The sequence below is a fragment of the Actinoplanes palleronii genome, from assembly GCF_016862315.1.
Classification (GTDB): domain Bacteria; phylum Actinomycetota; class Actinomycetes; order Mycobacteriales; family Micromonosporaceae; genus Actinoplanes; species Actinoplanes palleronii.
The window spans coordinates 1-24,574 of sequence record NZ_BOMS01000156.1; the positions used below are offsets into that span (position 1 = coordinate 1).

Here is a 24,574-nt window from a genome sequence, read left to right on the forward strand (position 1 = left end):
GGACCCGGCCCGCCCTTTTTGCGGGATAACCCCGGTTTCCAGCCATAAAAAGTGCAATATTCGCTTGCAGGCATGAACCGGACGCAAGGGAGAAGAGCACGTGGCCACCGTCGCGAAATGGGCCCGGTTCGGGCTGGCCCTCGGCAGTCTCCTGCTGGCCCCGGCCGTCATCGCCGAGCGGGCCGTGCACGCCGCCGCCCCGATCCGCGGCCCGCTGAACGTCCTGCTGGTCGGCATCGACCCGCGCAATGACCACACCGCGCCGCTGGCCGACTCGATCATCGTGGCGCACGTGACCGCCGACCGCAGCGGCGCGTACCTGTTCTCGCTGCCCCGCGACCTGATCGTGCCGATCCCGGCGTTCCCGAAGTCCGGCTCCGCGGCCCGCCGCGACAAGATCAACGCCGCGATGGCGCTGGGCAGCCGGGTCGGTCCCGGCCGGTACAGCGCGGCGCAAGGCTACGAGCTGCTCGCCCGGACGGTCGGCGCGGTCACCGGGATCACCCGGTTCGACGCGGGCGCGGTGCTCAACTTCCACGGCTTCACCCGGCTGGTCGACGCGGTCGGCGGGCTGAACATGCCGGTCGATCAGAACGTCGTCTCCGAGCACCGCAAACCGGACGGCCGGCCCCGGGACCGGATCCGGCAGTGCCCGGGACACGACGACTGCCACCGCCCCTACACCGGGCCGCAGAAGGTCTATCCGAAGAGCGCCAAGCCGGTGCATTTCCGCGGGTGGGAGGCGCTGGACTACGCGCGGCAGCGCTACGGCCTGCCGCGCTCCGACTACGACCGCCAGCGCCACCAGCGGCAGATGCTCAAAGCCCTCGCCAAGAAGCTGAAGCGCACCGTCCTGACCAGCCCGGCCACCATGCTGAAGGTCACCGCCACGGTCGGCACCTCGCTGACCTTCATCGGTGGCGGCCACAGCCTCGCCGACTGGGCCGGCGAGCTGAAGACCCTGCACCTCACGGAGATGACGACCATCGGGCTGCCCGGCGGCCCGCTCTTCGAGAACAAGGCCTACCGCGGCGAACAGCTCCCCGCCTCCACCCGCGACTTCTTCACCGCCGTCACCACCGACCGCGTCGCCGGCTTCCTGAAAACCCACCCCACCACGGTCACCGTCGACGGCTGACCGGCGCGCTTCCGGGTGGTTGGCTGGCTCTCAGGGGTGTCTCCGCGTCGCGGAGACACCCCTGAGGCCCAGCCGGGATCCGGGGACGCGCGGCGGCCCGGAGCGGCGGCGGTGTCGCGTGGTGAGTGGCGCGGGCCGGGAGTCCGGCGCGGTCAGGGAGTCTCGGCGGCGATGGTGGTGTCGGGGCCGTGGCCGGTGTGGACCACCGTGGCGGCCGGGAGGGTGAGCAGGCGGGCGCGGATCGAGGCGACGATCAGGTCGGCGTCGGAGTAGGAGCGGCCGGTGGCGCCCGGGCCGCCCTGGAACAGGGTGTCGCCGGTGAAGACACAGCCCAGGTCGGGGGCGTGCAGGCAGACCGCGCCGGGGGCGTGGCCCGGGGTGTGCAGGACCGTGAGCGTGCTGCCGGCGATCTCGATGCGGTCGCCGTCGGCCAGGTCCTTGTCCCAGGTGACGTCGGTGCCGTGGGTGAGCTCCCAGAGCGGGCGCTCGGCCGGGTGCAGCAGGATCGGCGCGCCGGTCCGCTCGCGCAGGGCCGGCGCGACCCGGACGTGGTCGTCGTGGGCGTGGGTGCAGACGATCGCGGTGACCCGCCGGTCGCCGACGATCGCCAGGATCGCGTCCACGTCGTGCGGGGCGTCGATCACCACGCACTCGGTGTCGTCACCGATCACCCACACGTTGTTGTCGACGTCGAACGTCTGCCCGTCGAGGCTGAACGTGCCGCTGACCACGCCGTGATCCACCCGGGCCCGCACCTGCTGCATGGTCTGTCCCACTTCCTTCCGCCCGGCCCTGCGCCGAGCGCCTCATTCTCCCCCGCCGACGGGTCCGGCGAGCGTCAGGGGCACCGGGCGGTGGTCGACAGAGGGTGGACGGGCGCAGCACAGATGACGCACAAGATGCGCGGCTTCACTGCTTGTTGTGACCACTGAGAACGCATCGAAACGCCGGCTCTCCCGGCGCGGATTCCTGGGCGGCGGACTGGGTGTGCTGGCCGCCGTGGCCGGTGGCGGCGCCTGGGCGCTGGACCGCTACGTCGTCGACCACGTCGAGGTGAGCAGCGCGTCGAGCCTCGCCTCCGACACCGTCGTGGCGGCTCAGGCCGCCAGTGACGGGACCGCCACGGCGACGTCGTACAGCAGCGACACCGCGAAGATCTCGATCGAGACGGTGACCACCGGGTCGGGCAGTGACACCGTGACGTATGTCGTCGCGGACGTTCAGGTCACCGACGCCACCATCGTGCGGTCGGCGTTCGCGAACGACGAATTCGGCGAGAACATCGTCGCGAATCCGTCGGTGATCGCGAAGAGCGTCAATGCGGTGCTCGCGATCAACGGGGATTACTACGGGTTCCGGGACACCGGGATCGTCATTCGCAACGGGGTGAAGTTCCGGGACTCGGGGGCGCGGCAGGGGCTGGCGTTCTACGCGGACGGGACCGCGAAACTGTACGACGAGACCACCACGACCGCGGACAAGCTGCTCGCGGCGGGCGTGTGGAACACGCTGTCGTTCGGGCCGGGACTCGTCGAGGGCGGCACGGTGCTCAGCGGAATCGACGACGTCGAGGTGGACACGAACTTCGGCAACCACTCCATCCAGGGGAACCAGCCGCGCACCGGTGTCGGCCTGGTCGCCGCGAACCATCTGCTCTGGGTGGTGGTGGACGGGCGCAGCAGCGGGTACAGCCGGGGCGTCACGATGACCGAGTTCGCCCAGATCTTCGCGGATCGGGGGGCGGAGCTGGCGTACAACATCGACGGGGGCGGGTCGTCCGCGATGGTCTTCCAGGATCAGCTGGTCAACAACCCGCTCGGCAAGGGCCAGGAACGCGGGACCAGCGACATCCTCTACGTGGCGGGCTGAGCCGTGCTGGTGCTGATCCCCGCGTACCAGCCGGACGGGCGGCTGGCCGACCTCGTGCACGAGCTGGACCGGCATCACGTGCTGGTGGTGGACGACGGGAGCGGTCCGTCGTACCGCAAGGTCTTTGAAAAGGCCCGGATGGCCGGCGCCGAAGTGATCCACCTGGACCGGAATCGGGGTAAGGGTTTCGCCCTGCGCACCGGTTTCGCGCACGCCGCGGCCGCCTACCCGGGCCACGACGTGGTCTGCGCGGACAGCGACGGGCAGCATCGGCCGGCGGACATCGAGGCGGTGGCGGCCCGGGTCGGGGTGACGGCGGCCGCGATGGTGCTCGGGGTGCGCCGGTTCACCGGGCGGGTGCCGGCCCGCAGCCGGTTCGGGAACGCCGCGACGCGGGTGCTGTTCCGGCTGGTCACCGGCCTGTCAGTAACGGACACGCAGACCGGGTTGCGCGGCTATCCGGCACGGATGCTGGGCTGGCTGGGGCGGGTGCCCGGCGACCGTTTCGAGTACGAGCTGCGGCTGCTGCTGCGGGCCGCCCGGGACCGGCTGGCGATCGAGGAGGTCGGCATCGCGACGGTCTACCTGGACGGGAACAGGTCGTCGCACTTCCGGCCGCTGCAGGACTCGGTGCGGATCTACCGGCCGCTGCTCGGGTTCGCGGCGTCGTCGCTGCTGGCGTTCGGGGTGGACGCGGCGCTGCTCGCGGTGCTGGTGTCGGCTACTGATCAGCTGGTGCTGTCGGCGGTGCTGGCCCGGGTGGTCAGCGCGACGCTGAACTACTCGGTGAACCGGCGGGCGGTGTTCGGGGAGGGGGTGGCGCATCGGCGGGCGGCGCCCCGGTATGCGGCGCTGGCGGTGGCGTCGCTGAGCGCGAACGTGCTCGTGCTGGCGTGGCTGAACTCCGTAATCGGGTCGCTGGCCGTCGCCAAGGTGCTGACCGAGGTGACGCTGTTCGCGGCGGGGTTCACGATCCAGCGGATGTTCGTTTTCGGGCGCGGCCGCCAGATGACGCCCGCCTCGGACGCCCGCCTGGAGGTGACCGGCGTCACGGCACCGGCCACCTCCGCGTAGGGCTACTCCGGCAGGGCGGCGTCCGCGGTCGCCGAGTGCTTCGGGATGAGCAGTGCGAGACCCGCGGCGAGGACCGCGGCGCCGGCGCACAGGCCGAACAGCAGCTGATACGCCCCCAGGGTCGGCAGCGCGTGCCCACCGAGATCCATCGTCTTCGCGGCCAGCACCGCCCCGCCGATGGCGCTGGCGAGGGAGCTGCCGACGCTGCGGAACAACGCGTTCAGCCCGTTCGCGGCGGCCAGCTCGGACAGCGGGGTGGCGTGCGAGATCAGGCCGGGCATGGCCGCGTACGCGATACCGGTGCCCGCGCCCGCGATCGTCGCGCCGACGATGACCTCGACCAGGCTGTCGGTCAGGAAGATCCGGGAGGCGAACCCGAGCGCGATGATCAGGGAACCGACGATCAGCGCGGTACGCGGGGCGAGCTTGGCCGAGACCGGCGAGAGCAGCAGCATGATGATGCCGCCCGGCAGCATGCACAGGCCACCGACCAGGATCGACTTGCCGAAGCCGTAGCCGGTCACCTCGGGCATCTGCACGTAGGTCGCGGTGCCGATCAGCGTGGCGAACAGCGCGAAGCCGACGAACAGCGACGCGATGTTGGTGAGCAGCAGGGCCGGGCGGGCCGTGGTGCGCACGTCGACGAGCGGGGACTTCAGCTTCAGCTGGACCAGGACGAAGACGACCAGCAGCACGGCCGCGGCGACCAGCAGGCCGACGGTCAGCGGGTCGGACCAGCCCCACTTGGAGCCCTGGGCGAGCGGGAGCAGCAGCGACAGCATGGCCGCGCCGAGCAGCACCGTGCCGATGATGTCCATCCGGCCCTTGCCGGCCCGCGGCGGGTTCGGGACCAGCGCGACGATGCCCGGGATGACCAGGATGCCGCCGACCACGCAGATCCAGAACAGCACGTGGTAGTCGGTGTATTCGGCGATCACGCCGGAGAGCGGCAGGCCGAGCGCGCCGCCGACTCCGAGCATCGCGCTGATCAGGGCGATGCCGGCGCCGGAGTGCTCGCGGGGCAGGACCACACCGACCAGGCTGATGCTCAGCGGGACGGTGGCGACCGACAGACCGACGATGGCCCGGCCGACGATCATCGGCGCGAGGGAGTCGGAGAGCGCGCAGACCAGCGACCCGGCGATCAGGGCGCTGAGCGAGATCAGCACCATCAGCTTCGTGCCGTACAGGTCGCCGAGGCGGCCGAAGGCGGGCACCGCGACCGCGCCGACCAGCAGGGTCGAGGTGAGCAGCCAGGCGATGCCGTCACTGCTGGCGTTCAGGTCGACGCCCAGCTCGGACATGACCGGGACCAGCAGGGACTGGGTCAGCGACACCATCAGCGCGGCGGTGCCGATCACCAACAGCACGATCATCTGCTTGCCGGTCCAGGAGGACTTCGGCGGGGCCGACTCCTCGGACCCGGCCACAGCGGCGGCGGCTTGGGACATGAGACTCCTTCAAGACTTCGTGGCAGAATGTGCCACGAGGCAGAGCCTGCCACGAGATTGTTGCCGGGCCGCGACCGTGGAGAATGCTTGAGACCGGAGTCACAGAGGGGAGACCGATGGCGATCACCAGCCTGAGGGACCGCAAGCGCGAGCAGAACCGGAGCGCCACCGTCCGGGCCGCCTGGACGCTGTTCATCGAGCGCGGCTACGACCACGTCACGGTCGGCGACATCTGCGCCGCGGCCGACATCGCCCCGCGCACCTTCCACCGGTACTTCGCCAGCAAGGAGGACGTGGTCGCCGAGCCGGTCCGGCGGATGACCGCGATCGTCACCGGGCACATCGACGGCGCGCCGGCCGAGGCCACCGACCGCGCGGTGATGCGCGGGGCGATGGTCGAGGTCGCCCGGTACGTGGTCGAGCACCGCCTGCTGCTCACCGCCCTGCGCACGGTCGCCCAGCAGTCCACCCATCTGAAGGTGCCGCACCCCGACGCCGGCCCGGACGTCGCCGCCCAGCTCGCCGCCCGGCACCCGGACGCCGACCCGGCCGACTGGCGCCGCCGGCTGCTGGTCGGCTGCTCCACCGCGGCGTTCCGGGTCTGGTACGAGGACTTCCTGCCCGGCGGCCTGGACGACCCGATGGACCACCTCGAGTCGATCATGGATGCCGCCGGCACCTGAGCCGCACCCGCTCCGGACCGTACCGGGCCACCGCACCCGGCCACAGTTGCCCGGTGACGACTCGACGGCCACCCGCCTGGATCCTCGTGCTGGCCGCCATGCCGGTGGTGATCGCCGGATACTTCCTCATGGTCGCCGGGGACGTCTGGCCCGGCCTGCAGGTGGCGTTCTACGTCAGCGCGAACGGCACGTTCGCGCTGTCCTGCCTGACCGTCGCGGTCCGGAACCGGGACCTGCGGCCGATCATGTTGTGCCTGGCCGCCGGGGCACTGCTCGGCGCCTCCGGGGACGTGATGTTCTACGTCCTGGCGGTGGTGCAGGACACCGTCGAGTACCCGAGCATCGCGGACGTGGCCTACCTCGGCGCCTACCCGGGGATCGCGGCCGGCCTGCTGCTGATCGTCCGTCGGCGCACCCCGGGCTGGGACGGCGCCAGCGCCGTCGACGCGGCGATCGTCGCGATCGGCGCCGGCTACCTGGTGTACGAGTTCATCATCGCCCCGACCATGGACGTGACCACCGGGAACATCGCCACCCTCGTCTCCGTCGCGTACCCGCTGGGCGACCTCATGACGATCATGGTGGGGGCCCGGCTGGTGCTCGGCGCCGGGCCGCGCAGCCCGTCGCTGGCGCTGATCGCCGGCTACCTGGCCGCCGCGCTCTACGCCGACACCGCGTACAGCGTCCAGTCGCTGGCCGGCACGTACACCGCCTCCAACTACCTGGACGCGATCTGGATGGTGGCGGGCTACCTGTTCGCGGCCGCGGTGCTGCACCCGTCGGCGGCCCAGATGGTCTCGCCGTCCCGGACCGGCACCCCGGACGCCGGCACGGCCCGGCTCGCCGTCCTCGCGGTCGCCGCGGTGACCGCGCCGACCTCGATGCTGATCCAGTTCGCCCGCGGTGGCGAGCCGCACATCGTCGCGGCCGGCCTCTCCTGCAACGCGCTGTTCCTGCTGGTGCTGCTCCGGATGGCGGGCCTGGTCCGGGCACAGCGCCGCGCGGCGATCACCGACGGGCTGACCGGCCTGCACAGCCGCCGCCACTTCGAGGAGACGCTGCGCCGCGCGATGGCCGCGGCCCACCGGCGCGGCGAGCCGCTCGGCCTGCTGCTGCTGGACATCGACCACTTCAAGACGGTCAACGACACGTACGGCCACGGCGGCGGCGACCGGGTGCTGATCGAGGTCACCCGGCGGCTGAGCCGGCTGGTCCGGCCGGGCGACGTCGCGGCCCGGTACGGCGGCGAGGAGTTCGCCGTGCTGCTGCCCGGCGCCGGCCCCGAGGAGACCATGAAGATCGCCGAGCGGATCCGGCACGGGGTGGCCGCCGAGCCGATCGCGATCGGTGCCGACGTGCTGTGCCGGGTCACCGTGTCGGTCGGCGCGGCCGGGGTGCCCGCGCTGCGCGAGGTCGACGAGCTGGTGCTGGCCGCCGACCGGGCGCTGTACGCGGCGAAGCACGCCGGGCGGGACCGGGTGGCCGCGGCGACTGTCAGTGCCGCTGCCAGTGTCGCCGTCGCCGTCGCTTAGCCCCAGACCTCCTCGGCGACTTCCACGATCAGGCGCAGCTTGGCGACCTGCTCGTCGTACGAAAGAGTGTTGCCCTCGACGGTCGAGGAGAAACCGCACTGCGGCGAGAGGCAGAGCTGCTCGAGGGGGACATACTTGGCGGCCTCGTCGATGCGGCGCTTCAGGGTGTCCTTCGACTCCAGTGCCCCGCGTTTCGTGGTGACCAGGCCCAGCACCACCCGCTTGCCGGGCGGGACGAACCGGAGCGGGGCGAACCCGCCGGAGCGGTCGTCGTCGTACTCCAGGAAGAAACCGTCCACGGCCAGCTCGCTGAACAGGGCCTCGGCGACGAAGTCGTAGCCGCCCTCGGCCGCCCACGAGGACCGGAAGTTGCCCCGGCACATGTGCGTCGTGACGGCCAGCTCGGCGGGCCGGTCCGCGATCGCCGCGTTGATCTGCCGGATGTAACGCAGGTGCTGGTGCTCGGCGTCGTCCCCGCGCTCGGTGAGCTGACGCCGCTGCTCCGGGTCGTTCAGATAGGCCAGGCTGGTGTCGTCGAGCTGCAGGTAACGGCAGCCCAGCGCGGCGATCCGGCGGACCTGGTCGGCGTAGGCGGCGCTCAGGTCGGCCCAGAACGACTCCTCGTCCGGGTAGACCAGCGGATCGATCGCGGCCCGCCCGCCCCGGTAGTGCACCATGCTCGGCGACGGGATGGTCAGCTTGGCGGTGACGTCCGGCCCGGCCACGCCGGCCAGGAACGCGAAGTCGTCACCGAAGATGGTCTCGGTCAGCCGCACCGGCTCGTCGATCGCCAGGGCCGCGGCCTCGAAGTCCAGCTCACCCCCGGCGTTCCGGAAATGCACCTGGATCTTCTCGTCGGTCGGCCGGATGCCCCCGAGCCGGTAGATGAAGTCCATGTGCCAGGCGGTCCGGCGGAACTCGCCGTCGGTGGCCGAGCGCAGGCCGACGTCGCGCTGCATGCGGACCACGTCGCGGATCGCGTCGTCCTCGATCGCGCGCAGGTCCGCGGCGGGCAGGTTCTTGGCACGGGCTTCGAGCAGGCGGGGCGGGCGGAGCAGGCTGCCGACGTGATCCGCCCGGAACGGAGGAGTCATCCATCCACTCAACACCATCTATGGATGTGACGGAACCGGCGCGGTGCGATGATCAGCAAGATCAAATTCTTTTCGTCGTGCGTCCGCCGGGGTGCGGACCGCCGCTCCCGCCGGGACCCCTGCGGGCTCCGCAGGCCGCTGGCGCGTCCCGGACGCGAAGCCCTCCGGGGCGACGTCCGTGGGTGGGCACGGAAAAGCGCTGGTGGTTTCCTCGAGGGAGGCGGAAGCGCTTTCCACAGTCCGGGGCCGTCCACAGCCCCCACCCCAACCCACCCCCTCCCCCGCCACACTGTCCAAGGGGGAGCCCCCAGGGAGGGCGGGCTCGGTGCGGCGCGGGACGTTTGCGCCGGACGCAGCCGCCGGGGCGCTCCCGCGCGTCGAGGCTGGTCGTCACGGCCGGCGGAGGGCGGTACGGGTACGCGGTTGGCCGATGCGTGCGCCTGCCGCCCCCGGGCGGGCGGTAGACGTCCGCGGTGCGGGATCGCGGCCCCCTACCGCCCCTGGCGTGGGCGGCAGACGCACGCACAACCCGATCGCGTGCCGCTACCGCCCTCGAACCCCGCCGATCGCGTGCGCCTACCGCCTGGCCAGCATCGATCGCGTGCCTCTACCGCCCTACCGGTATCGATCGCGTGCCTCTACCGCCCTACCGGTATCGATCGCGTGCCTCTACCGCCCTACCGGTGCCGGACGCGTGCCCCGACCGCCCCGCCGGCACCGGACGCGGACTCCCACCGCCGCGCCCCGGAATCTGACCGAGCACCCTCACCCGAATATCCGGTGAGCACCACCCGCGTCAGCCGGACCGCCTCGGTTCCGGGAGCGGCAGCCGCTGTCCGCGATGCCACACCAGTACCGGACATCCGCCGGCGAAGGGCCTGTCTTCATCAACCCACCAGGACCGCGCGGGCACCGAGCAGCACCGCCACGGGCCGGGGATCAGCGGCCCAGGCCGGCGTCGCGGGCCTGCACGATGGCCTCGGCGCGGCCGGCCACCCGGAGCTTGGTGAGGATGTTCGACACGTGGTTGCGGACGGTCTTGGCGGACAGGCCGAGCTGCCGGGCGATCTCCGGGTTGGTGCGATGCCCGGCGACCAGTGCCAGCACCTCCCGTTCCCGGTCGGTGAGCTGCGGGAAGGCGGTCTCCGGCGGCCGGGGCCGGAGGAAGTCGGCTATCCGGCGGGCCACACCGGCCCCGAGCAGCGCCTCGCCGTCGGCCGCCGCCCGCACCGCGCGGACCAACTGGGCCCGCAGCGCGCCCTTGAGCAGGTAGCCGCGGGCGCCGGCGCGCAACGCGGCGAACACCGACTCGTCGTCCTCCAGCATGGTCAGCACCACGATCCCGATGTGCGGGGACGCGGCGACGATCCGGCGGGTCGCCTCGATCCCGTCCAGGCCGGGCATCCGGAGATCCATCAGCACCACGTCGGGCTGGCAGCGCAGCGCCTCGGCGACCGCGGTGGCACCGTCGGCCGCCTCGGCGGCCACCTCGATGTCATCGGCCAGGGAGAGCACGGCGCGCAGCCCGGCACGGAACGGCTCATGGTCGTCGGCGATCAGCACCCGGAGCGGACTCACGACCACACCTCCTCCTGATCAGCCACCGCTACCGAAGCCGGCGCCAGCGCGGCCGGGGACGCGGCGGCGGGCAACGGGAGGCGCGCGGAGACCGTCGTCCCGCCGCCCGGCCGGCCGCTGATCTCGCAGGAGCCGCCGAGTTCCCGGGCCCGCTCGCGCATGGACACCGTGCCCACCCCCGCCGGACCGGTGCCCGGCCCCCGCCCGTCGTCGATCACGGCGATCAGCAGCGCACCGTCGCCGGCCCGCAGCACCACCCGCGCCGAGCCGGCCGCCGCGTGCCGGGCCACGTTGGTGAGCGCCTCCCGGACGATCGCGTAGGCGGCCACCTCCACGGCGGCGGGCAGCGGCGGGAGGCCGGCCGCATCCACCCGTACCGGAAATGTGGCGGCGAATTCCCCGGCAGCGACCCGGACCGCACCGGCCAGCCCGAGCTCGTCCAAGGCCGGCGGCCGCAGGCCGTGTGCGATCCGGCGCACCTCGCCGACCGCCTCCGCGCCCCGGGCCAGTACCTCGGCCAGCAGCGCCTCGGCCTGCTCCGGGCGGTCGCGCAGCACCGCGACCGCGGCCTCGACCTGCAGGGTCTGCGCGGCCAGCGCCGGGCCGAGACCGTCGTGCAGGTCCCGGCGCAGCCGCCGGCGCTCCTCCTCCCGGGCGGTGACCAGGCGTTCCCGGGAGCGGAGCACCTGGTCGTGCAGCCGGGCGGCGCGCACCGCCGGGGCGCTGTGCCGGGCCAGGTCGGCGAGCAGCCGCCGATCCCGCCGGTCGTAGGTCTCCCCCGGGGCCCGCGGCGCGACCCGCAGTTCACCGACCACCTCACCCTGCTGCACCAGCGGCATCCGGACCGATGCCGACGCCGCGGTGCCGCTGCCGGCCAGCACACTCCCGTCCGGTGCCACGATCGCCGCGTAGGGCGCGCGCATCGCCCGCCGCACCGAGGCGGCCAGCGCGGGCAGCGAGGCGTCCGGGTCCTCCAGCCGCCGGGCCAGTACGGTCACCACCGCGTACGGATCCTCCCGCTGCCCGTAGGTGACCCGGTTCGCCCAGCCGCGCAGGCGGCGCCGGAGCGGCTCGACGAGCACCGCCACCACCGCCGCGGCCAGGAACGACGCCACCGGATAGCCACGCAGCTCGACACCCCGCGCCGCCCACGTGACGATCACGGCGTAGACCGCGGTGAGCGCGGCGGTGAGCGTGCCGTACAGCAGCGCCCGGTTCAGGATCGGGTCGATGTCCCACAGCCGGCGGCGCAGCACGGCCCGCGCGATGGCGATCGGGACCAGGCAGAACAGTCCGCCGAAGGCCAGCATCGTCAGGCCGTTGTAAACCAGCGCACCCGGACCGGACCGGCTGAACACCGGCAGCGGCTGGAGGCCGGCCACCAGCCCGAAACCGGTCATCGCGGTGATCAGCGCGGCGGCCACCCACGTGGTCTGCTGGCGCTGGGCCGGGGTGGAGACGCGCCGGTAGCGGTGCACCTGCGCGGTGACGCCGCAGCCGAGCCAGACCAGGGCCAGGCCGATGTCGAGCAGCTCCGGGATCGTCCCGGTCTCCGCGACCACCACGTGGATCGCCAGGCCGAGGCAGGCCCAGCGGGTCCAGCGCGGGGTGAACCGGCCGTCCGGGAAGACGAAGACCAGCCCGAAGAACCCGATGAAGGCGGCGTCCGCGACGACCTCGGTGGCCACCGCGAGCGGCGCCGGCCAGCCGGGGACCGGCACCGTGTTCGGCCAGATCCCGCCGAACGCGATCAGGACCCCGGCGCAGAGCAGCGCGGCCCGGTCGTCCGGGCGGCGGATCAGGATCAGCAGGCCGACCCCGATGAAGATCACTGCGATCAGGCAGAGGCCGGTGAGCCAGGCGACCGCGTACGCGCCCGGCGGGACACCCCACTCGGCGAGCCCGGCCCGGACCGCGTCCGGGTGCGGCACCAGGTACGGGTCGAACGCCACGAGCCGCCGGTACGCCGACGGCAGCGACGCCACGAACCCGGCCGCTGCCAGCGCGGCCAGGATCGTGAGAGCGGGACCGGGGATCCGGCGCACGTCTTCAGTGTGCGTCCGCGAGCACCGGTACGGTCTCGGCCGTCCGGCCGGTGGCGGTCCGGTACCCCGCGTACGCGAGCAGTCCGAGCAGCACGCCGGCGACCTCCTGCTCGACCGGTCCGAGCAGGACGATCGCGATCGGGCCGGCCGCCACCGCCCAGCCGAGCCAGCGCGGGAACACCCCGGCGCGGGCCGTGGCGATGCCGAGGAGCAGCAGGCCCAGGTTGAGCGCGATCAGGCCGGCACCGACGTACCAGAGAAAGCCGTTGGTGATCTCGTCCAGCGCACCGTCCACGGCGAGATCGGCGTTGCCGGGCCGGGCGTAGAGCGCCGGGGCCACGAAGTCGTAGAGCGGCCGGGTCCCCACCTCGAGACCGGCCCAGCCGAGGAAGGTGAGCAGGAACCCGATCGCGCCGAGCCGGCCGGCCCGGTGGGCCTGCACGGCATAAAAAGCCGGCAGCCCGAGCAGGGTGAGCAGCCCGCCCAGCACCCCGATCACACCGACCGCGGTGAACGCCGGGTTGACCGCCTTGTCGTCGGCGAAGTCCTGCCCGATCGCGGCGGCGGCGCTGAGCACGCCACCCGCGCAGAGCACGCCGCCGCCGGTCCGGATCAGCCGATCGATGGTCGTCATCATGGAACCCACGTCCTCTCGTCAAGGATTCACGTGGGTCCACCCTCGCGGCCCGGTGTCCCGGGCCGCGCGTGACGGCGTCCCGGGACGACCGGGACGTCTGTCAGGTGGTCGCCAGGAGCGCGTCGATCTGGCCGAGGGCCAGCCGCATGCCCTCCTCCATGCCCATCTTCAGCTGCATCTGCAGGGCCTCGGCGTCCGCGAAGTGGTTCACCACCGTCATCCGCGTCCCGCTCGGGGTGCTCTCCAACGTGACCACCACGTGCCCCGGCCTGTCGGCGTCGACCGGCTCGCCGTGCTTGTCGGCGAAGCCGTCGTCGAGCTCCAGCCGGTGCGGCGCCTCGATCGCGGTGATCGTCCACCAGCCGTGCGACTCGGTGCCGTCCGGGCCGGTCATGTGGTAGCGGGCGGCGCCGCCCGGCGTGAACTCGTACCGGGTGAAGGTGGCCGGCCAGGTCGGCGGGCCCCACCAGCGCTCCAGCTTGCGCGGATCGGCCCAGACGCCCCAGACCTGCTCGGCCGGCGCGTCGAAGTCGGCGACGAACGTCAACGTCAACGCCTCGGTGTCGGTGGTGCTCCCGGTGACCGTCATGTCTCCTCCTGAAGGAGTTCGGTGATCCGGTCGGCCCGCTGCCGCCAGATCCTCTCGTACGTGTCCATCAGCCCGCCGACCACGTCCCGCAGGGCGGACGGGTTGCCGTGCACGATCTGCTCCCGCCCGCGCCGCTCCTTCGTGACCAGCTCGGCCCGCTCGAGCACCGCGACGTGCTTCTGCACGGCCGCGAAGCTCATCGGGTAGAGCCGGGCGAGCGCCGAGACGGACTGTCCCGCCCGGCTCACCCGGGTCAGGATGTCGCGCCGCGTGGCGTCGGCGAGCGCGTGGAACACGAGATCCGCGCCGTCCTCACCTACAACCATGTGGTTGTACGTTAGTCCGCGAAGAACAAGACCACAAGCGGATCGCCGGAAGTCAGGAGGCGAAGCCGGCCAGGATGCGGCGGAGGTGGACGCCGAGCAGGTCGGCCCGGACGTGCAGCTCGTCGCGCATGCGCAGGGGCAGGCCGGTGATCCGCAGCCGCTGCTGCAGCTCCAGGTCCTCGGCGAGCACCGCCTCCTCGAACGCGACCTCGCCGGCGATCACCTCGGCCGACGGGTCGGGCACGCCGCCGATGCCGTGGAACAGCATCTTCGTGTAGATCCGGGTGCTCGTCGCGGACTCCGGCTGGGCGAAGAACAGGATCGTCTTGACCGCGCCGGCGTCCAGCTCCTCCAGCCGCAGCAGCAGCTGGAACGGCGCGCGATAGACGTAGGTGGCCCGGCGCCGCTGGCGGACCGGGCGGATCCCGGCGAGCACCCCGGGGTCCTCCGGGTTGTCGAACCACTGCTCCTGCACGCTGCGGCAGCCGTACGGCTCGGTGGTCACCTCGTACCGGGGAACGGTTTTCTCCTCGGCGGCGCCGAAGGTCTTCGCGTGCACGAACGGGAAGTGCGCCACGTCCAGGAAGTTGTCGGCGACCAGCCCGGCCGAGGCGGGCGTGCGGGCCGGGGGCAGCCAGGCGCCTGCGTAGTCGCGGTCGTCGGCGTCCGGGTCGGTGAACAGGCCGACCTTCGGCTCGTCCGGGGCCAGCCAGATCATGCCCCAGCGCTCCTGGGTGCGGGACTCGGCGAGCCGGAACGTCTCGCCCAGCAGCTGCACCTCGTCGAGCCGCTCGGTGGCCAGGCCGACCGGGTGCCACCCGTGCCGCAGCGCCGGGTCCTCGTTGGTGAGCAGCTCGGTGGGGTCCGGGGCGGGGAGGCCGGCCGCGAGCACGTGGATCGTACCGTCGAAGATCTTGATCGGTGGTCCTGGTGGCAGGCTTGCCCGCGGCGGGATGGGCCCCTGCGACGGCACCGTGACGCACGCGCCGGACGCGTCGAACTCCCAGCCGTGATAGGCGCAGCGCAGCCGGCCGTCCTCGACGACCGCCGCGGACAGCGGCACGAGGCGGTGCGGGCAGCGGTCCGCGAACACCACCGGGTCCGCGTCCGGTTCCGGCCGATAGACCACCAGGGGTACGCCGTCGGCGACGACAGCGAGCGGACGCGTGCTGACCTCGGCGTCCCGGGCGATCGGTAACCACTGCATTTCCGCAGTCTGCACCGCGTTTGTTACCAGCTCCGTCCTTGTTCATCGACCGTGTCAGCTGCGCGGTCGCCGGCTCTGTCCTTGGTCATCGGCTGTGGCAGCGCGCGGTTCGGATAGCGTGCGGCCATGACGTTCTCGATCGTGGGCCGGTCCGCCGACGGCGCGGCCCTGGGTGTGGCGGTGGCCAGCAAGTTCCTCGGTGTCGGCGCGGCGGTGCCGGCCGCGCTGGCCGACGTCGGTGCGGTGGCCACCCAGTCCTACGCCAATCTCGCCTACCGGCCGCAGGGGCTCGCGCTGCTGGGCACCGGGGTGGCCGCGCCGGAGGTGGTCAAGGCACTGATCGCCGGGGACGCCGGGCCGGTCGGGCACCGGCAGGTCGGCGTGGTCGGCACGGCCGGGCCCGGGGCGACGTTCACCGGCCCGGACTGCCATCCGTGGGCCGGCGGCGCGGCCGGTGACGGGTATGCGGCCCAGGGCAACATGCTGGCCGGACCGGCGGTGGTCGAGGACATGGCGAAGCAGTGGCTGGGGTCCGCGTCCGACTCGCGGATCGCGTATCGGCTGCTGGCGGCGCTGCGCGCCGGAGATCAGGCAGGCGGTGACCGGCGTGGGCGGCAGAGCGCGGCGTTGCTGGTGGTCGCCAAGGGCCAGGGGTACGGGGGAACCAGCGACGTGCTGGTCGACCTCCGCGTCGACGACCACCCCGATCCGGTCGGCGAGCTGGGCCGGCTGCTCGAGCTGCACACGATGTACTTCGAACGGCCCGACCCGGCGACGCTGCTGCCACTGACCGGGGAACTCGCGGCCGAGGTCCGGCAGCGGCTGACCGATCTCGGTCAACGCGACCCGGACCTGGACGAGGCCCTGGCCTCCTGGGCCGGCATCGAAAACCTGGAGATGCGCATCGTCCCAGCCGCCATCGACCCGCTCGTCCTGACCCAGCTCCGCGCCACCTGACACCCCCGCGCCCGCGCCGCCAGACGCCCCGGCGCCGCCAGACACCCCCGCGCCCCCAGACACCCCCGCGCCGCCAGACGCCCCCGCGCCGCCACTGCCACCCCGGCCGCGCCCGCGCCTCCCACCCCCGGCTGGCCCTCAGGGGTGTCTCGAGGGCACCGAGGCACCCCTGAAAGCCAGCCAAGACCGCAGCCACCCCAGACCCGCGGCGCACCCCGCGCCCTCCGGCTGGCTCGTGGGGGTGCCTCAAGGGCGCTGAGGCACCCCCACAAGCCACCCAAGACCGCCCAGCCGGCTTCCAGCGGTGCCACCCAGGCCGCGAAACACCCCCCAGCACCAGCCGAACCCACAGCGCACCCCGCGCCCTCCGGCTGGCTCTCGGGGGTGCCTCAAGGGCGCTGAGGCACCCCCACGAGCCAGCCAAGACCGCCCGGCTGGCTTCCAGCGGTGCCATCCGGGCCGCGAGACACCCCTCAGCACCAGCCGAGACCGCAGCGCATCTCGCCCGCGCCCGACTGGCTGGCTTTCAGGGGTATCGCGCGGCTCGGGGCCCGGGCGGCCTGCCGCTGCTCTGCGGCTCGGGCCCGGGGTGGCCGCCGCTGTCCGGCGGCTCGGGCCCGGGGCTGGCCGCCGCTGTCCGGCGGCTCGGGCTCGGGGTGGCCTGCCGCTGTCTGTGGCTTGGGCCGATGTGGCGGGGGTGGCACTCCGGGGGTTGGTCTCAGGGCTCGGGACGGCGGCCGCCACAACGCGAATATTTACGGCAAAAAGCCCATTTGAGCCTTTTGCCCCTGCGATGATCATTTACGGGACGTAATTCGTCAGGGGACGTAGGGACAAAAATGGGACACGAGGAGCGCGCCGCCGCGCCGGTGATGAACCGGCGCGCCGTCATCACGCTGGACTTCCCCGGACCGGTGCCGGCGATCTGCCAGCTCCGGCCCGCACCCGCCGCTGCCGCTGCTGCTGCCGGGGACCGGTTCGTGGTCCAGCGGGAGCTGGCGCCGGCCGGGACCGGCGTGCCGATGATGGTCCGGATCCGGGTCCTCGACGCGCTCGACCGGCCGCTGCCCGGGGCGGTCCTGGAGATCTCGCAGCGCGCGCCGGAGCCGTCCGCGCCGGACCTGTGCGGCGCGCAGATGACCGACCCGCACGGGTACGCCGAGTTCAAGACGGTGTTCCCGGGCTGGGACGCGGACCGCCCGGCCGGTTTCGACGTGACGCTGTACCTGGCCGGCGCCCGGGACACCGGCCGGTTCCACTTCCCGGCCCAGGTGACCGGGCAGGTCGCGACGCTGCCCGCCTACCGGAGGAACCCCGCGCCGCTGCCCCCGCCGGAACAACCCGCGGGGATCATGCACGTGGTGCCGCGGGACCGCTACGACCTGGCCGCCGGCCTGCTCGCCACGATCAGCGCGGTCACCGACCGGTAGCAGCCGGCGGTCGCGGTCTCCGGTGCACGGGGCGGCGCCGGTCGCCGAGCCGCCGGCCTCCGCGGAACGACTCGTGGCGCACGCCGGCCGGGTCAGGTCTGCGGCTGAGGGGAACGGGCGGAACTCTGGCGCTGAGGTCGTACCGAAGGGGAAGCGGCCTGAGCCGAGGCGGACCGGGAAGCGTCCGGACCGCCTCGACCCGATGGTGAAAATCGGTCTCAGGCCGCCGGGTTGAAGGTGATGCCGGCGGGCATCGCGGCGGTGATCAGGCCGACGAAGTTGGCGTCCTTGAGGCCGAAGTTCGCGCTGCCGAAGTCGTAGTTGCTGAGCGTGGTGCGCACGCCGGCCGACGGGAAACCAGTCCAGCCGACGAGCGTCGGGTACTGCCAGACGTGGTAGGCGTTCTCGGCCGGCTCGTCGCCGGTGTTGGCGAGCCGGAAGCAGTGCGTGCTCACGCCGTCCTTGTGATAGACGATCTTCGGGTGGGTGCCCGTGAAGATCACGCTGCTCGCGGCGTGCACGGTGAAGTCGCCGTGGTTCGAGGTGGCGACGTACTTGGCGACGTCGTTCTGGGTCCAGACCACGACGTGCTCCCAGTCGTGGCGGTGGCCGCCGATCGAGCTGTTCGCGAGCGCCTGGTCCTTCTCGAAGTAGAGGCCGTACGCGATCGCGCACCAGCCGTTGTTGCACTTGTAGCGCGAGTAGCCGTTCGTGTTGTCCAGGTCGGACGTGTCGTGGCAGTCGCCGCTGAGCGAACCGGCCGGCTTGAGACCGCCGTTGACCGTGCCGGTCGGACCGATCGCCGGGCTCGGGTAGCAGCCGTCGGTGTCGTAGTCGTACGCCGGCTGCCACTTCGTCTCGACCGCCTCGGCGTTGCCGGGCAGCTTGGCCGGTGGCGCGGCCAGGGCCGGGGTCGCACTGGCGAGCAGGACGGCCAGCGCACTGCCGGCGACGACCATCGCGCGGCGGACGCTCCGGCCGCGCGGCGCCGGGGCGGCGGGGGCGTGGCCGGTGCGACCGGAACCGGTGCGACCGGGACCGGCAAGGTCGAGGCTGACCAGGTCGGGGCTGGTGGGCTCGGGGGGAATGGTCGGGGAAACCATGAGCCGGACTCCTTCACGTATCGATCAGGGATGATCGCTCCGAGGATTTCCGCACGGCCGGCCGGAGGGCACGGGTCCGGCAGGCAGCGCCCGGATCAACGCTGCACGAACACTCCCCGCACGCCGGCCGCCGGGGATACCCACCGGTAACAACCGGCCCCAGCTTGGCTTGCTCCACCTCCGATATCAATAGTCATCGGTCAATCTTTTCGAGGGGTGGCCCCTCTCTCGATCAAGCCCGCGCCCTCTCCGGCCCGGCCCGCGATCCTTCCGATCGGTGCCCTGCCCCGCCTCGGTCCGTTGTTCTCTCCGATCCGCCTTCGTCTCCGCCCTCGGTCCGGCGACCACTCCTCCCCGCGGCCCGCGCCCTCCCGTTCCCCTTTCGGTCAGGCGGCGCCCGCTCGCCTCGCGATCAGCCCCGCAGGTAGGCGAGCACCGCGCGGACCCGGCGGTGATCGTCGGCGTCGGGTGGCAGGTCGAGCTTGGTCAGCAGGCCGTTGATGTGTTTCGCCACCGCGGCCTCGGAGACCATCAGCTCCCCGGCGATCGCCGCGTTCGACCGGCCCTCGGCCATCAGCCCGAGCACCTCACGTTCCCGGACGGTGAGCCGGTGCAGCGGATCCCGGCGCCGGGACAGCAACTGACGGACCACCTCCGGATCCACCACGGTGCGCCCGCCGGCCACCGCGACCAGCGCGTCGACGAAATCGGTCACATCGCCGATCCGCTCTTTGAGCAGGTAGCCGACCCCGGTTCCTCCGCCCGAGTCGAGCAGCTCGGCGGCATAGGTCTGCTCGACGTACTGACTCAGCACCAGCACCGGCAACTCCGGATCCGCGGCCCGCAGGGCGATCGCGGCCTGCAGCCCCTCGTCGCTGAAGCCGGGCGGCATCCGCACGTCGGTGACCACCACGTCCGGCCGGTGCTCCCGCACCGCTGCCCGCAACGCGTCGGCGTCACCGACCGCGGCCACCACGTCGTGCCCGAAACGCCGCAGCATCCCGGACACACCCTCCCGGACGATCACCCCGTCCTCCGCGATCACCACCCGCAGCGACTCACTCATGCCCACTCCCCACATCACCGCTGGTCGAATCTCCCGCCTCACCGACGGGTGGCTTTTCCGCAGCGCGGCCGGGCAGCGACGGCAGGTCCTCCGGGGGGAGCGGGAGCTCGACGCGCAGCACCGTGGGGCCGCCGGGTGGGCTGGCCAGGGCCATCGAGCCGCTCACCACCTCGACCCGGTCGGCGAGGCCGATCAGGCCGGTGCCCGCCGACGGGTCGGCGCCGCCGCGGCCGTCGTCGCGGATCTCGACGATCAGGCGGCCCTCGGCGAACCGGCCGGTGACCCGGGCCCGGGTCGCGCCGCTGTGCTTGGCCACGTTGGTCAGCGCCTCCGCGATCACGAAATACGCCGTCAGCTCCAGGCTGATCGGGAACCGGCCGGGCAGGTCGAAGTCCAGGTCGACGGGTAACGGCGCGATCGACGCCACCTCGCCGGCCGCGGCCGTCAGGCCCCGGTCGGTCAGGATCTTCGGATGCACCCCGCGGATCAGCTCGCGCAGCTCGATCTGCGCCTGCTTGGCCAGGTCGTGCGCGGCGGCCATGGCCTCGGCGGCCGGACTGCCCGGCGGCAGCTCCAGCCGGGCCATGCCGATCTGCAGGCTGAGCGCCACCAGCCGTTGCTGGGCGCCGTCATGCAGGTCCCGCTCGATCCTGCGGCGTTCCAGCTCGAACGCGTCGACCAGCCGGGCCCGCGACCGGGTGACCTCGATCAGCTTCTCGTCGGCGTCGTGTGCGCGCGGGGCCAGGATCGCCCGGGCCATCGCGGCGCGGGCGCCGGCCCAGGCGGTCACCGGCCAGGCCAGCACCACGGTCAGCGGGATCCCGGCGGCGAACATCAGCAGGCGGTGACCCCACTGCTCGTCGGTCATGTAGAACGGTGCGCCCAGGGTCGCGCCCGGCACGAAGACCACCACGCCGACCACCAGCAGGTCCATCCAGCAGAGCAGGCCGGCCGAGACCATCGCATAGCCCAGCTCGCGCCAGGTGACCTGCTCGCGCAGCCGGACGCCGAGCCAGGCCCGCAGCCCGGGCCGCAGCACCGGCCGGTGCGGATCGGGCAGCACGTCCGCGTCGACCAGGCGCATCCGGCGGCGCTCCATCCGGGCGACCGCGATGCCGGAGAGCGCGGTCGCCACGTAGGCGGCCAGGCCGATCACCAGGATCGACAGCAGCGCGCCGATCAGCACCAACAGGATCACCACCGACACCGTGACGCAGCCGAGCAGCGCGCCGCCGCTCAGATAGGCCAGCGAGCGCCACGGCCAGCCCGACCGCAGGAACACGGTGGGCCGGAGTGTGAGCGCCTCGAGCGCGTTGCGAGCCGGCATGAAGGGCACGGTACCGCCGGGAATCGATGCCGTCGGTAGTGCTGGCGTTACCTTGCAGACTCACTCCTGCGTGACTGCGCCGGACCCGCCGAACCGGTTGGCTGAACGGCATGACGACCCGAGACGACGACGCAACCGCCGTAGAAAACGACGACGCGACCGTCGTGGAAACCGACGCCACAGCCGCCGTGGAACTGCGCGCGGTCACCAAGCGCTACGGCAGCATGGTGACCGCCCTCGACGCGATCGACGCCCGCTTTGCCCGCGCCACCTTCACCGCCGTGATGGGCCCGTCCGGCTCCGGCAAGTCCACCCTGCTGCACTGCGCGGCCGGCCTCGACCGGGCCGACGGCGGCGAGGTGACCATCGACGGCACGCCGCTGCGGGGCCTGAGCGAGCGCGCCCTGACCCGGTTGCGGCGCAGCCGGGTGGGCTTCGTCTTCCAGGCGTTCAACCTGATCCCGGCCCTGACCGCCGAGCAGAACGTGGTGTTGCCGCTGCGGTTCGCCGGTCGCCGCCCGGAGCCCGGCGCGGTGGCCGCGATGCTGGCCGAGGTGGGCCTCGCCGACCGGGCCGGGCACCGCCCGTCCGAGCTGTCCGGCGGCCAGCAGCAACGGGTGGCGATCGCCCGGGCGCTGGTCACCCGGCCCGCGGTGCTCTTCGCGGACGAGCCGACCGGCGCGCTCGACGCCCGGTCCGGCGCCGAGGTGCTGCGCCTGCTGCGTGCCGCGGTGGACCGGCACCGGCAGACCGTCGTGATGGTCACCCACGATCCGGTGGCCGCCGCGCACGCCGATCGAGTGTTGTTCCTGGCCGACGGCCGGGTGGTGGACGACCTGACCGGGCCGGTCGGCGCCGAGAAGATCGCGGTGCACACCGCGCGCCTCGAGGAGGCGACCCGATGATCGCCTGGGCGATGGTCCGGCACCGATTCGCGAGCTTCGCCGGCACGTTCGTGGCGATCGCGCTCGGGGTGGCGGTGGTGGCCGGTTCCGCGACGCTCTACCTCTCCTCCCGGCCGCAGCCACCGGAGCGGTACCGCGCGTCCCCGGTGATGGTGCAGGCCCCGTCGGTGGGCACCAGCGACTCCGGCCAGCCGGAGATCCGCTCCTGGACCCCGGACGAGCTCACCGAGGTCACCCGGCGGCTCGCCGAGGTGCCCGGGGTGACCGCGGTAATTCCCGACCCGGTCTTCTACGTGCAGGAGCGCGGCGCCGAGGATGACGGGACGGCGCAGCTGGCCGGGCACACCTGGTCCTCGGCCGCGCTCGGCGGGTACCCGCTGACCGCGGGCCGGGCGCCGGTGGCGCGGGGCGAGGTGGTCACCGCCCGGACACCGGGCAGCACGCTCGAGGTGCTCACCGCGGCCGGGCCGGAGACCTGGACGGTCACCGGCACGACAGGCGCGCCCGGGTTCTACGTGGCGGACCGGGACGCGCTGGGCCGGGCGTCCGGCGTACGCGTGATCGGTCTGACCGGGACCGGCGATCAAGCGCGACTGGCGGACGCGGCGCAAGCCCTGATCGGCGCGGCCGGCACGGTCCGGGCCGGGCCGGACCGCGCGGCCCTGGAACCGGAAGCGGTGACCCGGATCCGCTGGCTCGGCGCGCAGCTGCTGATCGCGCTGGTCACCTTGGGCGCGTTCGCGACGGTGTTCGTGGTCGCCTCGACGTGTGCGCTGACCGCCGCGCAGCGCCGCCGCGAGCTGGGCCTGCTGCGGGCCGCCGGTGCCACGCCGGGCCAGGTCCGCCGCCTGATGTACGCGGAGACCCTGCTGATCGCCGTGCTGGCCGGGCTGGCCGGCGCCCCGCTCGGTGTCACGCTCGCCCCGCTGCTGGCCGGCCCGATGACCGATTTCGGTCTGGAACCACCCGGGTACACGGCGACGTGGCAGCCGGCCGCGGCCGGTGGCGCGATCCTGCTCGGCCTGGTCGTCGCCCTCGCCGGGGTGGCGGTGGCGGCCCGCCGGGCGAGCCGGGTGCCGCCGCTGGCCGCGATGCGCGAGGCGGCCGCCGAGACCCGGGCGATGACCCCGGCCCGCTGGGTGGCCGGCCTGCTCACCACGGCGGCCGGGGTGGCCCTGCTGGCCGCGATGCCGGCCGTCTCCACGCAGAGCAAGACGTCCGCCGGTCTGGGTGCCGCGATGCTGCTGCTCACCGGGGCCGCGCTGCTGGCGCCGGTGGTGGTCGGCCCGCTGGTGCGGCTGGCGACCGCGCCGTGGCGGGGCTCGGCGACCGGGACGGTGGTCCGCGAGGGCACCCTGACCGGGGTCCGCCGGGTCGCCTCGACGGCCGCGCCGGTGCTGGTGACGGTCGGGATGACGGTGCTGCTCACTGGCATGATCGCGACGATCGAGGAGGCCGCCGGGATCGACGGGACCGCGGACATCCCGGCGGCCACCGTGCTGGCGCCGGACGGCACGCCCGGGCTGACCGAGGCGGCGGTGCGGGGCCAGCCGGGCACGTCGAGGCTGGACACCCGGGTGCTGCTCCGGCACGGCACGGTGACCACCGGTGAGCAGGCCGCCGGTGTGGCCGGCGCGCCGGTCACGCTCACCCCGCAGACCGCGAAGGAGCTGGGCGTCTCCCGCGGCGAGGCGATCACCCTGCGGTGGGCGGACGGCACGGTCGCGGAGCTTCCGGTACGCCGGATCGACCCGGACGCCGACGCTCCGGTGGTGCTGCCCCGCGACCTGGTGCGCCGGCACGACCCGGACGCGCTGACCGGCATGGTGGTGCTGACCGGCGAGCCACGGCCGGCCGCGGGCGCGCGGGCGCTGTCCGCCCGCGACTGGGTGCAGGAGGACATCGACGAGGAGGGCCGGCTGGTCGACCTGTTCCTGTGGGTGCTGATCGGGCTGACCGCGGGGTACACCGCGATCGCGGTGTCGAACACGCTGCTGATGGCGACCGCCGCCCGCCGGCCGGAGTTCCGCGCGCTACGGCTGGCCGGGGCCGGGCTGGGCCAGGTCCTCCGGATCACCACGGCTGAGGCGTTGCTCGCGGCGCTCGTCGGCGCGCTGCTGGGCGGGGCGGTGGGCGCGCTGTCACTGACCGGGGTCCGCGCCTCGGTCGAGGACGAGCTGGGCCAGCCGGTGGCTCTGGTCCTCCCGTGGGGCGCGGCGCTGGGAGTGGCCGGGCTGTGCGCGGTGCTCGCGGTCGCCAGCACCGCGATCCCGGTGCTACGCCGGACGACGGCCACCCGATGAGCACGGCTCAGGCCGCCACGGTCTCCGGCCGGTTGTGCCGGATCCCGGCCAGGATCGCCACCGGCACCGCGGCCTTGCCCGGCACGTAGACGGTCTGCGTGACCATCGGCGGGACGCCGAGCAGCAAGGCGACCAGGTGCGCCACGTTGGCCGCGGCGACCACCTGCAACCCGGGGCGGGCCGGCGGTGGTCCAGGGAGAGCAGTACCACCGGACCAGGATCAGACAGTGCGGTTGCCACCGGACCGGATTCAGGTCCCA

22 protein-coding genes are annotated in these 24,574 nt (G+C 73.2%); 9 read left to right on the plus strand and 13 right to left on the minus strand.

What is annotated here, in order from left to right; all coding sequences use genetic code 11:
* The first annotated feature begins 100 nt into the window (after window positions 1-100).
* Window positions 101-1,138, plus strand: coding sequence for an LCP family protein (locus tag Apa02nite_RS43830; RefSeq protein WP_203830396.1), 1,038 nt, complete (start codon window positions 101-103; stop codon window positions 1,136-1,138).
* Between the two features lie 152 nt (window positions 1,139-1,290).
* Here the strand turns inward: Apa02nite_RS43830 and Apa02nite_RS43835 are convergent, their stop codons facing one another.
* The gene (locus tag Apa02nite_RS43835; protein ID WP_203830424.1) at window positions 1,291-1,893 is read right to left on the minus strand and encodes an MBL fold metallo-hydrolase; all 603 of its coding nucleotides are present in this window, start codon (window positions 1,891-1,893) and stop codon (window positions 1,291-1,293) included.
* 166 nt (window positions 1,894-2,059) lie between these two features.
* On the opposite strand from Apa02nite_RS43835, the gene Apa02nite_RS43840 reads away from it, so the two are divergent.
* Window positions 2,060-3,007, plus strand: a complete 948-nt coding sequence (locus tag Apa02nite_RS43840) for a phosphodiester glycosidase family protein (protein WP_239164977.1) — start codon at window positions 2,060-2,062, stop codon at window positions 3,005-3,007.
* A 3-nt stretch (window positions 3,008-3,010) separates the two neighbouring features.
* Entirely contained in the window at window positions 3,011-4,081 is a 1,071-nt protein-coding gene (locus Apa02nite_RS43845) for a bifunctional glycosyltransferase family 2/GtrA family protein (protein WP_203830397.1), read from the plus strand.
* A gap of 2 nt (window positions 4,082-4,083) precedes the next feature.
* On the opposite strand, the gene Apa02nite_RS43850 is transcribed toward Apa02nite_RS43845, so the two are convergent.
* Entirely contained in the window at window positions 4,084-5,532 is a 1,449-nt protein-coding gene (locus Apa02nite_RS43850; RefSeq protein ID WP_203830398.1) for an MFS transporter, read from the minus strand.
* Between the two features lie 116 nt (window positions 5,533-5,648).
* On the opposite strand from Apa02nite_RS43850, the gene Apa02nite_RS43855 reads away from it, so the two are divergent.
* Window positions 5,649-6,215, plus strand: a complete 567-nt coding sequence (locus Apa02nite_RS43855) for a TetR/AcrR family transcriptional regulator (protein ID WP_203830399.1) — start codon at window positions 5,649-5,651, stop codon at window positions 6,213-6,215.
* Between the two features lie 53 nt (window positions 6,216-6,268).
* Window positions 6,269-7,747 (plus strand): GGDEF domain-containing protein, encoded by a 1,479-nt coding sequence (locus Apa02nite_RS43860; protein WP_203830400.1) that lies wholly within the window; start codon window positions 6,269-6,271, stop codon window positions 7,745-7,747.
* Here Apa02nite_RS43860 and Apa02nite_RS43865 read toward each other — a convergent pair.
* The 7 genes from Apa02nite_RS43865 to Apa02nite_RS43895 form a co-directional block, all read right to left on the minus strand.
* Complete coding sequence (locus Apa02nite_RS43865; protein WP_203830401.1) at window positions 7,744-8,841, minus strand: 5-methyltetrahydropteroyltriglutamate--homocysteine S-methyltransferase; 1,098 nt, start codon at window positions 8,839-8,841, stop codon at window positions 7,744-7,746. The genes Apa02nite_RS43860 and Apa02nite_RS43865 overlap by 4 nt on opposite strands.
* Before the next feature lie 939 nt (window positions 8,842-9,780).
* A complete protein-coding gene (locus Apa02nite_RS43870) occupies window positions 9,781-10,419 on the minus strand; it encodes a response regulator (RefSeq protein ID WP_203830402.1) in 639 nt (212 codons plus the stop codon).
* Window positions 10,416-12,464, minus strand: coding sequence for a sensor histidine kinase (locus Apa02nite_RS43875; RefSeq protein ID WP_203830403.1), 2,049 nt, complete (start codon window positions 12,462-12,464; stop codon window positions 10,416-10,418). The genes Apa02nite_RS43870 and Apa02nite_RS43875 overlap by 4 nt, the downstream gene beginning before the upstream one ends.
* Window positions 12,465-12,468: 4 nt before the next feature.
* The gene (locus Apa02nite_RS43880) at window positions 12,469-13,101 is read right to left on the minus strand and encodes a hypothetical protein (protein ID WP_203830404.1); all 633 of its coding nucleotides are present in this window, start codon (window positions 13,099-13,101) and stop codon (window positions 12,469-12,471) included.
* 100 nt (window positions 13,102-13,201) lie between these two features.
* Entirely contained in the window at window positions 13,202-13,690 is a 489-nt protein-coding gene (locus tag Apa02nite_RS43885) for an SRPBCC family protein (protein WP_203830405.1), read from the minus strand.
* Window positions 13,687-14,016: an ArsR/SmtB family transcription factor gene (locus Apa02nite_RS43890; RefSeq protein WP_067699415.1), complete on the minus strand. Its 330-nt coding sequence runs from the start codon at window positions 14,014-14,016 to the stop codon at window positions 13,687-13,689. The genes Apa02nite_RS43885 and Apa02nite_RS43890 overlap by 4 nt, the downstream gene beginning before the upstream one ends.
* A 52-nt stretch (window positions 14,017-14,068) precedes the next feature.
* Complete coding sequence (locus Apa02nite_RS43895; RefSeq protein WP_203830406.1) at window positions 14,069-15,223, minus strand: Rieske 2Fe-2S domain-containing protein; 1,155 nt, start codon at window positions 15,221-15,223, stop codon at window positions 14,069-14,071.
* Between the two features lie 126 nt (window positions 15,224-15,349).
* Here Apa02nite_RS43895 and Apa02nite_RS43900 point away from each other — a divergent pair, with 126 nt between their 5' ends.
* Both Apa02nite_RS43900 and Apa02nite_RS43905 read left to right on the plus strand, forming a co-directional pair.
* On the plus strand, window positions 15,350-16,180 hold the full coding sequence (locus Apa02nite_RS43900) for a DUF1028 domain-containing protein (RefSeq protein WP_203830407.1): 831 nt from the start codon (window positions 15,350-15,352) through the stop codon (window positions 16,178-16,180).
* A gap of 839 nt (window positions 16,181-17,019) precedes the next feature.
* Window positions 17,020-17,610, plus strand: coding sequence for a peptidase associated/transthyretin-like domain-containing protein (locus Apa02nite_RS43905; RefSeq protein WP_203830408.1), 591 nt, complete (start codon window positions 17,020-17,022; stop codon window positions 17,608-17,610).
* Between the two features lie 218 nt (window positions 17,611-17,828).
* On the opposite strand, the gene Apa02nite_RS43910 is transcribed toward Apa02nite_RS43905, so the two are convergent.
* The 3 genes from Apa02nite_RS43910 to Apa02nite_RS43920 all read right to left on the minus strand — a co-directional run bounded on the left by Apa02nite_RS43910 (window position 17,829) and on the right by Apa02nite_RS43920 (window position 21,106).
* Entirely contained in the window at window positions 17,829-18,713 is an 885-nt protein-coding gene (locus Apa02nite_RS43910; protein WP_239164978.1) for an NPP1 family protein, read from the minus strand.
* A 412-nt stretch (window positions 18,714-19,125) separates the two neighbouring features.
* Complete coding sequence (locus Apa02nite_RS43915; protein ID WP_203830409.1) at window positions 19,126-19,779, minus strand: response regulator transcription factor; 654 nt, start codon at window positions 19,777-19,779, stop codon at window positions 19,126-19,128.
* Window positions 19,772-21,106 carry a sensor histidine kinase gene (locus Apa02nite_RS43920; RefSeq protein ID WP_203830410.1) on the minus strand — a complete coding sequence of 445 codons (1,335 nt, stop codon included), beginning with the start codon at window positions 21,104-21,106 and terminating at the stop codon, window positions 19,772-19,774. The genes Apa02nite_RS43915 and Apa02nite_RS43920 overlap by 8 nt, the downstream gene beginning before the upstream one ends.
* A gap of 110 nt (window positions 21,107-21,216) precedes the next feature.
* Here Apa02nite_RS43920 and Apa02nite_RS43925 point away from each other — a divergent pair, with 110 nt between their 5' ends.
* Complete coding sequence (locus Apa02nite_RS43925; protein WP_203830411.1) at window positions 21,217-22,011, plus strand: ABC transporter ATP-binding protein; 795 nt, start codon at window positions 21,217-21,219, stop codon at window positions 22,009-22,011.
* Window positions 22,008-24,314 (plus strand): ABC transporter permease, encoded by a 2,307-nt coding sequence (locus Apa02nite_RS43930; protein ID WP_203830412.1) that lies wholly within the window; start codon window positions 22,008-22,010, stop codon window positions 24,312-24,314. The genes Apa02nite_RS43925 and Apa02nite_RS43930 overlap by 4 nt, the downstream gene beginning before the upstream one ends.
* A 7-nt stretch (window positions 24,315-24,321) precedes the next feature.
* Here Apa02nite_RS43930 and Apa02nite_RS43935 read toward each other — a convergent pair whose 3' ends face one another.
* Window positions 24,322-24,477 carry a hypothetical protein gene (locus tag Apa02nite_RS43935; RefSeq protein WP_203830413.1) on the minus strand — a complete coding sequence of 52 codons (156 nt, stop codon included), beginning with the start codon at window positions 24,475-24,477 and terminating at the stop codon, window positions 24,322-24,324.
* Between the last annotated feature and the right edge of the window lie 97 nt (window positions 24,478-24,574).